Annotated in this window: 11 protein-coding genes; 6 read left to right on the top strand and 5 right to left on the bottom strand. The window is 64.0% G+C overall.

Annotated elements, in window-relative coordinates:
- Positions 1-303 precede the first annotated feature (303 nt).
- The gene (locus AB6802_RS25360; RefSeq protein WP_371012936.1) at positions 304-1,362 is read left to right on the top strand and encodes a dipeptidase; all 1,059 of its coding nucleotides are present in this window, start codon (positions 304-306) and stop codon (positions 1,360-1,362) included.
- A 6-nt stretch (positions 1,363-1,368) separates the two neighbouring features.
- Here the strand turns inward: AB6802_RS25360 and AB6802_RS25365 are convergent, their stop codons facing one another.
- From AB6802_RS25365 to AB6802_RS25380, 4 genes are read right to left on the bottom strand one after another with little or no spacing between them, the layout of a single operon-like run.
- Positions 1,369-1,626, bottom strand: coding sequence for a hypothetical protein (locus AB6802_RS25365; protein ID WP_371012937.1), 258 nt, complete (start codon positions 1,624-1,626; stop codon positions 1,369-1,371).
- A gap of 3 nt (positions 1,627-1,629) precedes the next feature.
- Entirely contained in the window at positions 1,630-2,889 is a 1,260-nt protein-coding gene (locus tag AB6802_RS25370; RefSeq protein WP_371012938.1) for an aminomethyltransferase family protein, read from the bottom strand.
- Positions 2,890-2,891: 2 nt separating this feature from the next.
- Entirely contained in the window at positions 2,892-4,466 is a 1,575-nt protein-coding gene (locus AB6802_RS25375; protein ID WP_371012939.1) for a phytoene desaturase family protein, read from the bottom strand.
- Positions 4,453-6,072 (bottom strand): phytoene desaturase family protein, encoded by a 1,620-nt coding sequence (locus tag AB6802_RS25380; protein WP_371012940.1) that lies wholly within the window; start codon positions 6,070-6,072, stop codon positions 4,453-4,455. Before AB6802_RS25380 ends, AB6802_RS25375 begins: the two co-directional genes overlap by 14 nt.
- A gap of 254 nt (positions 6,073-6,326) precedes the next feature.
- On the opposite strand from AB6802_RS25380, the gene AB6802_RS25385 reads away from it, so the two are divergent.
- The 5 genes from AB6802_RS25385 (at position 6,327) to AB6802_RS25405 (ending at position 11,430) form a co-directional block, all read left to right on the top strand.
- On the top strand, positions 6,327-7,121 hold the full coding sequence (locus tag AB6802_RS25385) for a class I SAM-dependent methyltransferase (RefSeq protein WP_371012941.1): 795 nt from the start codon (positions 6,327-6,329) through the stop codon (positions 7,119-7,121).
- 27 nt (positions 7,122-7,148) lie between these two features.
- A complete protein-coding gene (gene betI, locus AB6802_RS25390; RefSeq protein ID WP_371012942.1) occupies positions 7,149-7,811 on the top strand; it encodes a transcriptional regulator BetI in 663 nt (220 codons plus the stop codon).
- Positions 7,812-7,859: 48 nt separating this feature from the next.
- A complete protein-coding gene (locus AB6802_RS25395) occupies positions 7,860-8,942 on the top strand; it encodes an ABC transporter substrate-binding protein (RefSeq protein ID WP_371012943.1) in 1,083 nt (360 codons plus the stop codon).
- Positions 8,943-9,058: 116 nt separating this feature from the next.
- Positions 9,059-10,135, top strand: a complete 1,077-nt coding sequence (locus tag AB6802_RS25400; protein WP_371012944.1) for an extracellular solute-binding protein — start codon at positions 9,059-9,061, stop codon at positions 10,133-10,135.
- Positions 10,132-11,430, top strand: a complete 1,299-nt coding sequence (locus AB6802_RS25405) for a flavin monoamine oxidase family protein (RefSeq protein ID WP_371012945.1) — start codon at positions 10,132-10,134, stop codon at positions 11,428-11,430. The genes AB6802_RS25400 and AB6802_RS25405 overlap by 4 nt, the downstream gene beginning before the upstream one ends.
- Here AB6802_RS25405 and AB6802_RS25410 read toward each other — a convergent pair.
- Positions 11,394-12,467: an ABC transporter ATP-binding protein gene (locus AB6802_RS25410; RefSeq protein ID WP_371013072.1), complete on the bottom strand. Its 1,074-nt coding sequence runs from the start codon at positions 12,465-12,467 to the stop codon at positions 11,394-11,396. The genes AB6802_RS25405 and AB6802_RS25410 overlap by 37 nt on opposite strands.
- Positions 12,468-12,502 lie beyond the last annotated feature (35 nt).

The following is a 12,502-nucleotide window of genomic DNA, read 5'->3' on the forward strand; positions in this document are numbered from 1 at the left end:
CAACGGCCGGGTGGCCACCCGGCCGTTGGCGTCTCTTACGAGACGACCACTTCATACAACATCGCTTATGCAAGGTGTCGCCGAAGGCGACGGATGAGGGGTGCCCCAGGGAAAGTTGACGTTTCACTCCGCTGGAACACCCCTCAACCGTCTCGGCGCTAAAGCGCCGATCCACCTTCTCCCACAAGGGGAGAAGGAAAAGAGCCGGCCTGGCATTTGCGCCGCCCGGCCATCTTGCCTAAGTTGACAGTTCGCTTGGACGAAAACTCGTCCCGCCTGTCACCGAATTGAATGGCTCCCCTTATGACCGATACCGACCTGATCCCCGTTTTCGACGGCCACAACGACACGCTCCTTCGCCTCTACCAATCGAAGGATGCGGACGTCGAAAAGCTGTTCATCGAGGGGACGCCGGGCGGCCATATCGACCTGCCGCGCGCCAAGAAGGGTGGCTTTGCCGGCGGCATGTTCGCGATCTTTCCGCCGCCGGTCGAAAAGTCGAAGCGCAGCGCCGTGCCGCCGGCGCCGAGCGACAATGAGCCTTTGCCGCCGGAGTTGCCGCAGGCCGACGCGATTACCTCCACCATCGGTATGGCGTCGATCCTGTTTCGGCTGGAGCGCGCCGGCGCGCTGACCGTCTGCCGCAGTGCCGGTGATGTTCGCGACGCGATGGCCAAGGGCTCGATCGCCGCCGTGTTCCACATCGAGGGCGTCGAGGCGATTGATCCTGAGCTTGCGATGCTCGATGTGCTGCACGCCGCCGGCCTACGCTCATTGGGCATCGTCTGGAGCCGGTCCAACGCTTTCGGCCATGGTGTGCCGTTCCGCTTCCCCTCGTCGCCCGACACCGGGCCTGGCCTGACCGATGCCGGCAAGGCGCTGGTCAAGGCCTGCAACACGTTGAAAATCATGATCGACCTGTCGCATCTCAACGAGAAGGGTTTTCGCGACGTGGCGGACCTGAGCGATGCGCCGCTCGTCGCGACCCACTCCAACGTGCATGCGATCTGCGGCCATTCGCGCAACCTGACCGATTGGCAGCTCGGCGCAATCCGCGAGTCGGGCGGCATGGTGGGCTTGAACTTCGCCACCGGCTTCCTGCGTGAGGACGGCCGCATGAATTCCGACACCAGCCTCGACATCATGGTGCGCCACATCGACTCGCTGCTGCAGGCGCTGGGCGAGGACGGCGTCGGGCTGGGTTCCGATTTCGATGGCGCGATGATCCCGGCTGTGATCGGCGACGTCGCCGGCCTGCCGAAGCTCATCGACGCGCTCGCCGCGCGCGGTTTCGGACGCTCGCTGATCGAGAAGATTGCTTACCGCAATTGGCTGAGCGTGCTGGAAAGAACCATAGGATGAGCACGCTCACTGCGCGTAACCGATCCGCTGCAGCCATTCCTTGCCGACGCCGCGGTCGCGGATGATCGGCAAGGGGTTTTCGGCATCGAGCCGGGCGCAGATGCGGTAGACCTCCAGCGTCTCGGCATTCATCTCGCCGCGCTTGAAGAAGAACATCGCCGCCGCGTAGCGAGTACGGCCGGACCATTTCTCGCCGAGCGGCGTGTTGACCAGTTCCCACTGCTCGGCGGCTTCGGCATCGTCGGGCTGTGCATCGGTGGTCATGGATCAGAAATCCGCCGGCGGGTTGGCGGTGCGGCGGTCGAGCTTGATGAAGGGACGCGGCACCACCTTCGCCCGCTTCATCAGCTTCTGATACTGCAGCTCGCGCATGGCGTAGATCTCGACCCAGAGGTCGTCCACGATCGTGTCGCCATAGGGCCGCTGCAGCGAGGCGAGCGCGATGTTGCGCTTGGCCATGGGCGACCACATCGCCGCGCTGACCAGCCCGACTTCCTGGCTCTTCTTGTAATAGACGATGGCGTGCTCGGCGGGGATGTTGCCTTCGATCTCCAGCCCGACCAGCACATGCCGGAGCCTCTTTTTTGCCCGCGCTTCGAGGATGGCGCGGCGGCCGTTGAAGTGGCCTTTTGCCGGCTCGATCATGAAGCCGAGGCCGATCTCGTCCGGCATGCGCAGGCGGTCGGTGCGGATGGCATGCTCGGCGGTGGTGAAGTCGGCATTGGCGACGATCAGCCCGGCCTCCAGCCTGGCACGGTTCAGCGCCGTGTAGCCGATGGCGCGGATGCCGCGCAGTTCGCCCGCCGCCATCAGCCGGTCCCAAAGGCTCAGCGCCTTGTCGGCCGGCACGAACAGCTCGTAGCCGAGATCGCCGGTGAAGCCGGTGCGCGAGATGGTGACCGTGGCGCCGTCATGCGCGAACTCGGCGAGGTCGAAGACCTTCAGCCGCTCGACGCCGGCGAAGCCCGCATCGCGCAGGATGGCGAACGAGGTCGGGCCTTGCAGCGCCAGGCCGGCCACGGCTTCGGTCTCTTCCTCGACGCTGACCTGATAGCCAATGGCGCTGTCGAGCAGCCAAGGCAGATGGCGTTCCTGCGAGCAGAGGCGGAAGCGTGTCGGCGACAGCCGGAACAATGTCCCGTCATCGAGCACGAAACCCTCGTCGTCGCACCAGGCGGTGTAGTGGACGCGGCCGGGCTTCAGCCTGGTCATGTCGCGCAGGGTGACGCGGTCGAGATAGGCCTCGGCGTCCGGACCTTCGATGCGGTATTTCGTCATCGGCGAAATGTCGAACAGCGCCGCCTGACTGCGGATGCCGAAGTATTCGAGCTCCTCGTCCCACAGCGAATGCGGGGCGCGGTAGCCGGCCCAGCTGTACCAGTCCTGCTGCAGGCCAAGCGCGTCGATGCGCGGCTGGAAGGGCGTGCCGAGCCTGAGTGTACGGAAGTGGGATTGCGCGGCGATGCGTGTTTCGAGCGCCGGGTCGACTTCGGCCATGACGGGCTTCTTCCTGGTTGCTTGCGCCATGCTCATGCCCTCATCGCGATGATGCGCCGTGCGGCGTTGAGGCCGGGCGCGCCGGAAATGCCGCCGCCCGGATGCGAGCCGGCGCCGGCCAGGAACAATCCTTCGAGCGGCGTGTCGTAGCCCGACCGGCCGGAGACCGGCCGCGATATCAGCATCTGGTCGGCCTGTAATTCGCCATGGTGCCAATGGCCCCCTGGCATGCGGTAGCGCGCCTCGATATCGGCCGGCGTCAGGAGCTCGGCATGACGCACCGTGGCGCCGATGCCTGGGGCGTAGGTTTCGAGCTGCGTCATGATCGCCTTGAGGAATTTCGCCTTGCCGGCGTCCCAGCCTTCTTTCAGCGCATAAGGTGCATATTGCACCACGGCGGAGAGCACGCAGGCTCCCGAAGGGGCGAGTGATGGATCGGCGAGACTGGGCAGCGTGATTTCCATCACCGGCTCTGGCGAGAACTCGCCATATTTCGACGGGTTGAAAGCGCGCTCGACATGGTCGGGCGAAGGCGCGATGACGAGGCGTCCCTTGTGGTCGGCGGCATCGACGCCGGCAAAGTGCGGCGGCCGCTCGAGCGCCAGATTGAGCTTCGCCGCATCGCCCTTCATGCGGATGTTCTTCACCTTGCGCACGAAGCCGGTATCGACCTCGCGCGGCCCGACGAGGTCCAGGATCGTGGTCGCGGGATTGATGGCGGAGACGACGGTCTTTGTGCGCAGCGTTTCGCTGCTCTGCGTGACGACGCCGACAGCGCGGCCCTTCTCGACGATGACTTTCGCAACGGGCGAAGCCTGGCGAATCGAAACGCCGGCCTTCTCCGCGGCTGACCGAATGGCAGCGACGACGGCGCCCATGCCGCCTTTCGGCTGCATCTGCGCGCCGGCGAGGCCGCCGATCTCGCCAGCCAGCCGGTAGTAGAGGCCGAGCAGCGAGGTCGGCGATCGCGGCCCGAGATGCGAGCCGAGCGTAGCGTCGAAGGCGAGCAGGCCCTTCAGCCTGTTGTCCGAAAGCTGCTCGTCGAGCAGGTCGTAGACATTCATCAACAGCACGCGCAGGAAATCGCGCATGTCCTCCCTGCCGAGCCGCTTCAGCGCCAGCGCCGTCTGGCCGAGGCCGGTCATCTCGGCGAGCGACAGGCCGCCAAGGTCCGGCGGCCGGCGCGACAGGAACGGCTTCAGGATGCCGGCATAGCGCAACAGTTGCGCGCGCAATTCCTTCCAGGCGGATTGCTCGGAAGGGCTTGCCCCGGTCAGCACCTCGCCATAGGCGCCGTGCAATACCAGGGGACCGTCCTTCGACAGCGCGACCGACGGCACGAAGTCGCTGCGCTCCACTTTGAGGCCATGGCGCTCGAGCTCCAGCGTCTTCACCACATCGGGATGCAAGCGGTTGAGCAGATGCGCGACCGCGGAGACGCGGAAACCCGGCGCGAACTCCTCGGTGCGCGCGGCGCCGCCGACGTCGTCGCCGGCCTCGAGCAGCAGCACCTTGCGGCCGGATTTCGCCAGCGTGGCGGCAGCGACGAGACCGTTGTGGCCGCCACCGATGACGATGGCATCCCAGTTCATTTCAGATGACGTCATGGGCCGGGCTCATATGCAGGGTTGGTTTGGCGAGATCGCGCAGGATCTCGGCGGCGGCGTTGCGTCCGGGCGCGCCCATGACGCCACCGCCGGGATGGGTGGAGGAGCCGCACATATAGAGGCCGCCAACCGGCGAACGGTATTGCGCGTAGCCCGGCACCGGTCGGTTGAACAGCAACTGGTCGAAGGTCAATTCGCCCTGGAAGATGTTGCCTTCGGTGAGGCCGACCTCGGCCTCGATCTCGCGCGGCGTGCGCACCTCCATATGGACGATGCGGTCGCGGAAACCCGGCGAATATTGCGCGATCTGCGCAATCACGCTTTCAGCAAAACCATCACGGTCGGCGTCGGTCCAGTCGCGGCCGTCGATCTTGGGCGGCGCGTATTGCACGAAGCAGCTCATGAAGTGTTTGCCCGGCGGCGCCATGGTCGGGTCGAGCGTGGTCGGGATCATCATGTCGAGGAAGGGATCGGCCGACCAGCGCCCGGCCTTCCAGTCGTCATAGGCGCGCTCCATCCGCTCGATGGAATCGGTGAAATGCATGTCGGCGCGATAGACCGGGGAGTCCTTCGGCAGAGCCGGGAATTCCGGCAGCGAATCGAGCGCGATGTTGACCTTGCCGGACGAGCCGCGAATTTTGAAATTCCGGACCCTGCGTAGGAAGATGTCGGGCAGTTCCTTCTCCTCGACCAGCTTCAGGAAGGTGCGCTTGACGTCGGCGTTGGAGATGACGAGCTTGCCGTATATCTCCTCGCCGCCGGCCAGCACCACGCCCTTGGCCTTGCCGCTCTTGACAAGCACATGGTCGACCTCGGCGCCGGTGCGGATGGTGCCGCCTGAGGCCTTGAAGGACGCGGCCAGCGCCTTGGTGACGGCGCCCATGCCGCCGCGCGCATAGCCCCAGGCGCCGACCGAGCCGTCGACCTCGCCCATATAGTGGTGGAGCAGCACATAGGCCGTGCCGGGCGACATCGGCCCGAGCGCTGTGCCGATGATGCCGGACAGCGCGAAGTTCGCCTTGATGAGGTCGGTCTCGAAATACTCGTCGAGGAAGTCCGAGATCGACATCGTCCAGAAGCGCAAGGTCAGCGCCATCTCCTCGGCCGAAAGCCCGGCGAACTTCTTGCCGAGATACAACAATTCGCCGATGTCGCGTGGGCGGAAGCTGGTCGGGTCCGGCGCGGTGCGCATCAACAGCGGCTGGATGAAGCGACACTGCCTTGTGACGTCGCGCGAATAGCGGTCATAGGCCTCGGCGTCGCGCTTGGAGAAGCGGGCGAACTCGCGGCGATGAGCGTCATGGTCGCGGTAGTTGGCAAGGTAGTCGCCGTCGCGCGTGAACACCGCGCCGCCTTCGTAGGAGATCACCTGCAGGCCGAAGCGCGGCAGCTCGAGGTCGCGCATGATCTCGGGCCTGAACAGCGAGCAGACATAGGAGCAGTTGGAGTAGAGGAAGCCCGGCGTCAGCTCGCGGCTGGTGGCGGCGCCGCCGACCCATTCGTTCTTTTCGACCACCAGCACGTCGAGCCCTGCGCGCTGCAGGTAGCAGGCGTTGACCAGGCCGTTATGGCCGCCGCCGATGACGATCGCATCCCACGTCTTCATATGCGCTCAACCTCCATCCGGCCGCCCTATCTTCTTGTTTTTTCGCAATTCCGGACGCAAAACCGCTTCACACTTTTCCTGGGATTGCTCGGTGCTTTTGTTCCCCGATGCGGGGAATTTGGCATGGATCACGGTTTTTTGTCCAGCCATTTTGAATGAATGTTCAACAAACAGTGTTGTGTTTTCCCGTTGATGCGCTAGGCTTTGCCTGCATTTCTGGAATGATCACCATCGGTATTTGGGGTGAAGATCCGATGATCGAGACGGCTAACGCCGAACCGGAATATGACGACACGGCCATTCGCTTCCTCGAAGCGCTGTGGGGCGAGGGTTACCTGTCGCCGGGCGGTCCGGAGGAGGTCGACCGTGTCGTCGAAGGGCTGTCGCTCGAGGGCAAGACAGTTCTCGATATCGGCTGCGGCGCCGGTGGCATAACGCTGCATCTGGCGGCGCGACATGGTGCCGCTCAAGCCACCGGCTTCGATGTCGAAGGGCCGGTGATCGAGACGGCGCGGCGAGGGGCGGCCAGGCACGGTCTCGACGACCGCGTCGACTTCGTCCAGGCGCCGCCCGGGCCGCTTCCTTTTGACGACGCTTCCTTCGACGTCGTCTTCTCCAAGGATGCGCTGCTGCATGTGCCCGACAAGGACGCGCTGTTCGCGGACATCTTCCGCGTCCTGAAGCCGGGCGGCGTCTTTGCCGCGTCGAACTGGATGATCTCGCATGACGGCGAACCGTCACCGGACATGAAGGCCTATCTCGCGGCGGAAGGGCTGTCCTTCGCCATGGCGTCGCCGGCGCGTTATGCCGAGGCGATGCGGCGCGCCGGCTTTGCCGATATCACCGTGCGCGACCGCAATTCCTGGTACCGCGACGTGGCGCGGGACGAGCTCGCGCGGCTCAAGGGACCGCTCTATGCCAAGGCCGCCGCGGCGGTCGGAGCGGCCTATGTCGACAAGAACATCAAGACCTGGGAGGCAATGCAGAAGGTGCTTGACAGTGGCGAGCACCGTCCCACTCATCTGCGCGGTTGGAAGCCGGTAGGATAGCCGGCAATGCTGGAGACCGTCACATCCATGAAGACTTCCGCAGCCAGGGACGTTGCCGAAACGACGCGCAAGAACGATGCCGAAAAGCGCGGCCGCAAGGCCTCGAAGGAAGTCCGGCAGTTGCAGCTGATCGAGGCGACGATCGATTCGCTCGCCAAGCGCGGCTACGCGGAAACGACGATGGCCGATGTCGCCGACGGCGCGGGCCTGTCGCGCGGCATCGTCAACTTCCATTTCGAGAGCAAGGAAAAGCTGCTGATCGCCACGCTGCAGCATATGTATGACGAGTATTCCGCGCATTGGCGCGCCGCCCTGCAGAAGGCGGGCGACGATCCGGCCAGACAGCTGCAGCAGCTGGTATGGGCCGATTTCGATCGCTCGATCTGCAACAAGCGCAAGCTCGCCGCCTGGCTCGCCTTCTGGGGCGAGGCCAAGTCGCGGCCGACTTATCAATCACTGAGCAGCTCGCGCGACAATTACTACCAGCAGGTCTTCATCGACCTCTGCGCGAGCCTCAAGCAAAGCGGCCCCTATGCCTATGAGCCGCAGGTGATGGCGCTGGCGCTGTCGGCCATGCTGGAGGGGCTGTGGCTGCGGTTGATGATGGGCACTGAGGACACCACGCGCGAAACGGCGCTACAGGCGGCGAATGCCTTCCTGGCCGCCGCCTTCCCAAAACATTTTAGTTAGCAACAGCCGGCCAGCAAGACCGGCAGAACCAAAAGAGGATGGAACGATATGAAGAAACTCAGCCGACGCCTGACATTGACATTGGCGCTTGGCGGCGCGCTCGCCGCTTCGGCGACGGCGTTCGCGGTCGCCGCCGACAAGGACCTGATCATCTTCGACTGGTCGGGTTATGAAGATCCGAGCTTCCATCCGAAATATGTCGAGAAGAACGGCGACTCGCCGACCTTCGCCTTCTTCGGCGACGAGGACGAGGCGTTCGAGAAGATCCGCTCCGGCTTCAAGTCCGACCTCGGCCATCCCTGTTCGCAGAGCGTTGTGAAATGGCGCGAGGCCGGTCTGTTGCAACCGCTCGACACCTCCAAGATCGCCGGCTGGAAGGATCTCAATCCCGGCATCATGGCGATGAAGAATCTGGCCACGACCGCCGACGGCAAGGCCTGGTTCATGCCGTGGGACTGGGGTGACACGCAGCTCACCTACAACTCCGACAAGATCGCCGAGAAGGATGTGCAGTCGCTGAAGGCCTTCGCCGATCCCAAGTACAAGGGCAGGGTCTCGATAGGCGACAATGTCGACGACGCCTATGCGCTGGCCAGCCTTGCCATCGGGCTCAAGGACTGGACCAAGATGACGGACGAGCAGTTCAAGCAGGCGTCCGACTTCCTGCGCCAGGTGCACAAGAATGTCCGTTCCTATTGGACCGACACCACCGACATCGTGCAGCTGCTTTCCGGCGGTGAGGTCGATCTCGCCTGGGCCTGGAACGACGCCGCCGTACAGTCGCAGGCGGCCGGCGTGCCGATCAAGTCGAAGAAGGACACCGACGAGGGCATCTCGACCTGGGTGTGCGGCTACGTGCTGTTCAAGGACGCGCCGGGCAACGTCGACAAAGCCTATGATTATCTCAACGCCGTCAACGATCCGGAAATCGCCAAGGTGCTGGTCAAGGACTGGGGCTACGGCCAGGCCAACGCCAAGGGCATGGCCGGCGTCGACCCGGCGATCCTGAAGGAAAAGGGCTACGACAATGTCGAGAAATTCGTCGACAAGACGCTGTTCCAGCAGCCGCTGCCGTCCGAGCTCAAGCTCAAGATGATCGCCGAGTTCGAGAAGATCAAAGCCGGCTATTGAGGCTCGTTTTGTGCGCCCGTCCGCTTGGCTTCGAACCGACGCGGGCGGGCTCGCCAAAGTCGGGGAATTCTCCTAACTTCGTTCGCAATGTTTGCGACGGGGGGAGTACTCAGGCCATGAAATCCACGCTTTGCCGTTTAGCCCTTGCCGCTGCCGTCATCTTCGGCGCCGGCGCTGCCCACACGTTCGCCGAGGGCGGCGGCGATCTCGTCGTCTTCGACTGGTCGGGTTACGAGGATCCGCTGTTGCACCCCGCTTACACCGCCAAGTATGGCGCCGAACCGACCTTCGCCTTCTTCGGCGACGAGGACGAGGCTTTCGAGAAGATGCGTGCCGGCTTCAAGGCCGATATCGCGCATCCTTGCTCGCAGAGCGTGGTGAAATGGCGCGAGGCCGGTCTGTTGCAGCCGCTCGATACCAGCCGCATTACCGGCTGGAAGGACCTCAATCCGGGCATCATGGCGATGAAGGATCTCGCCACCACCGCCGACGGCAAGGCCTGGTTCATGCCGTTCGACTGGGGCAACACCTCGCTGCTCTATCGCACCGACAAGGTCACCAAGGACGAGGCGCAGTCGCTGAAGATTTTCGCCGATCCGAAATTCAAGGGCCGCGTTACCATCGGCGACAATGTCGACGACGCCTATGCGCTGGCGAGCCTGGTCGTCGGTCTGAAGGACTGGACCAAGATGACGGACGAGCAATTCAGAGAGGCCTCCGCTTTCCTGCGCGAGGTGCACAAGAATGTGCGCTTCTACTGGACCGACGACACAGACCTCAACCAGGCCTTCACAGGCAATGAGGTCGATCTCGTCTGGGGTTGGAACGAGACCTATGTGACGCTCAAGGGCCAGGGCATGCCGATCGAGATGAACCGCGACACCAAGGAAGGCATCTCGACCTGGGTGTGCGGCTATGTGCTGATGAAGGATGCACCCGGCAAGGCCGACCAGGCCTATGATTTCCTCAACGCCGTCAACGCGCCCGGCGTGTCGGACTATATGGTCAAGACCTTTGGTTACGGCCATGGCAATGCCGCCGGCATGGCGGCGCTCGATCACAAGGTGCTGGTCGACCGCGGCTTCGACAATCTCGACAAGTTCCTCGACAAGACGCTGTTCCAGCAACCGGTGGCGCCAGACCTCAAGAAACGGATGATCGCCGAATTCGAGAAGATCAAGGCCGGGTATTGAGCAGCAAGATAGACAAGACCGGCGTTGCAATCGTCGGCGCCGGCTTCACCGGCTTGTCGGCTGCGCTCGAATTGCAGCGCGCCGGCATCGATTTCGTGCTGCTCGAAGCGCGCGACCGGGTCGGCGGCAGGGTCGAGGCTGTCCGCAATGGCCTCGGCGAGCGCATTGACAGCGGCGGCCAGTTCCTGTGCGTGGACATGCCCGAAGTGATGGCGCTGGCCAAAGCCCACGGCAAGGCATTCGTCGAGACTTATGTCGACGGCGAGTTCATCACCCATCCGCAGATGACGCCGGCGCGGGCCGAACACACCTATCATGCCTCGATGGCGATCCGCGAACGCATGAACAGGATCGATCCGGACGATCCGGCGATTGCCGGACTGAGCGTCGCGGCGTGGTTGGAACGCCAGCATGATGCAGCCGATGCCAAGGCTGCTTTCCGCTCGCTCGTCGAAGGGCTCTGGTGCCTGGCCGCGGACAAGGTGCCGCTCTGGTACCTGATCGACAATGACCGCCGCATCACCAACGAGGTGTTCGAGCTGCAGTATTTTCTGCGCGACACCATGCAATCGCTGGCCGAGGACCTTGCCTCAGAGCTTGGCGATCGGTTGCGGTTGAGCACACCGGTCACGCGGATCGAACAAGGGCCGCAAGGCGTTCGTATCGCAACGATGGCAGGTATCGTCGAGGCGCGCGAGGTTCTGGTTGCGCTGCCGCCGGCGACCGCGGCGAAGCTTGCCTTCGCGCCGGCCTTGCCCGGTGTGCTGGCCAAGGCGCTGGCCGTCTGGGAAAGCGGCGCGGTGATCAAGATCCTGGTGCGCTACGCCAAGCCATTCTGGCGTGCGCGGGATCTCAGCGGCATGGTGATGTGGCGCGATCTGCCTGGGCTGTTCGTCTGCGATGCCAGCAAGGACATTGACCATGCCGCGGTCATCGTCTTCGTCGGCGGCCCACTGGCGCTGCGCTGGCACGCGCTCGGCGAGGCGGCATTGCAGGCGGAAGTGATGGCAAGGCTCGTCGACGCGTTCGGCCCCGAAGCAAGCAATGTTCTCGATTTCAGCGCCCGTGACTGGACGCATGACCGCTGGAGCGGCGGCGCCTATAGCGATCTCATCGTCGATGTGACGGCGCGACATGCCGAGCGCACCATCCTTGCCGGCGCGCCGCCGGTACATTTCGCCGCTTCGGAAGTGTCGCCGTCGTTTCCAGGCTACGTGGAAGGCGCCATCGTTGCCGGGCGCATCGCGGCGAAAAAGATTCAGTCGGCCATCGCGACCAGCGCCTCGGGGTCGTAGCCGAGACGGATCGAGGTGCCGACCGGAATGTCGTCGGCGCCGAAATCGTTGGTCTCGGTGACCGAAAGCGGTTTTTCCAGTCCAGGTATCTCGACGATCAGATGGGTGATCTCGCCGAAATAGTGACGTTCGACCACCTTGCCGGCGACTTCGAACTTCGCCGTCGCATTGTCCCATAAGACGCGCAGGCGCTCCGGCCGGATGCCGAGCGTGGCAGCAGCGCCATTGCGCACGAAGGCCTGGGGCTTGTCGGCCTTGACGCGGCCAAAGCCCAGCGTGTCGAGCACCAGCGAGGCGCCGTTTTCCTCGACGATCTGCGCCTTGACGAAGTTCATGCCGCCGAGGAAGTCGGCCACCTGGCGATTGACGGGGCGCTGGTAGATTTCCTTCGGCGAGGCGACCTGCGCGATACGGCCGCCGAACATCACCGCGATGCGGTCAGACATCGCCAGCGCCTCATACTGGTCGTGGGTGACCAGCACGAAGGTGATGCCGACCGCCTGCTGCAGGCGGCGCAGCTCGACCTGCATCTGCTCGCGCAATTTCTTGTCGAGCGCCGAGAGCGGTTCGTCGAGCAGCAGCACTTTTGGCCGCATGACCAAGGCGCGGGCAAGCGCAACGCGCTGACGCTGGCCGCCGGAGAGTTCGGTGGCGCGGCGCTTGCCGAGGCCGGTCAGGGAGACCTGCGCCAACGCTTCCTCGACCCGGCGCTTTTCCTCGCCGCTTTGCAGCTTCAGGCGCTTCAGCCCATAGGCGACATTTTGCTCGACATTGAGATGCGGGAAGATCGCGTAGCTCTGGAAGACCATGTTGGTCGGGCGGCGATTGGCGGGGATGCCGTCCATCGGCTGGCCGCCGACAAGGATCGAGCCGCTGGTCGGTTTGTCGAAGCCGGCGATCATGCGCAGCAGCGTCGTCTTGCCGCAACCGGATGGACCGAGCAGCGAGAAGAACTCGCCCTCGCGGATGCTGAGCGTGGCATTGTCCAGCGCCTTGAATGTGCCGTAGCTGCGCGTGACGTCGCGGATTTCAATCATTGTGCGTTCGGATTGGGCGCGATCGGATTGAACCC

The organism is Mesorhizobium sp. RCC_202 (assembly GCF_041355295.1).
In the GTDB taxonomy this organism is placed as follows: Bacteria; Pseudomonadota; Alphaproteobacteria; order Rhizobiales; family Rhizobiaceae; genus Mesorhizobium.

Bases quoted from the DNA above. Each gene is read 5' to 3' on its own strand.
- AB6802_RS25360 (WP_371012936.1), top strand. From the start codon at position 304: ATGACCGATACCGACCTGATCCCCGTTTTCGACGGCCACAACGACACG.
- AB6802_RS25365 (WP_371012937.1), bottom strand. From the start codon at position 1,626: ATGACCACCGATGCACAGCCCGACGATGCCGAAGCCGCCGAGCAGTGG.
- AB6802_RS25370 (WP_371012938.1), bottom strand. From the start codon at position 2,889: ATGGCGCAAGCAACCAGGAAGAAGCCCGTCATGGCCGAAGTCGACCCG.
- AB6802_RS25375 (WP_371012939.1), bottom strand. From the start codon at position 4,466: ATGACGTCATCTGAAATGAACTGGGATGCCATCGTCATCGGTGGCGGC.
- AB6802_RS25380 (WP_371012940.1), bottom strand. From the start codon at position 6,072: ATGAAGACGTGGGATGCGATCGTCATCGGCGGCGGCCATAACGGCCTG.
- AB6802_RS25385 (WP_371012941.1), top strand. From the start codon at position 6,327: ATGATCGAGACGGCTAACGCCGAACCGGAATATGACGACACGGCCATT.
- betI (WP_371012942.1), top strand. From the start codon at position 7,149: ATGAAGACTTCCGCAGCCAGGGACGTTGCCGAAACGACGCGCAAGAAC.
- AB6802_RS25395 (WP_371012943.1), top strand. From the start codon at position 7,860: ATGAAGAAACTCAGCCGACGCCTGACATTGACATTGGCGCTTGGCGGC.
- AB6802_RS25400 (WP_371012944.1), top strand. From the start codon at position 9,059: ATGAAATCCACGCTTTGCCGTTTAGCCCTTGCCGCTGCCGTCATCTTC.
- AB6802_RS25410 (WP_371013072.1), bottom strand. From the start codon at position 12,467: ATGATTGAAATCCGCGACGTCACGCGCAGCTACGGCACATTCAAGGCG.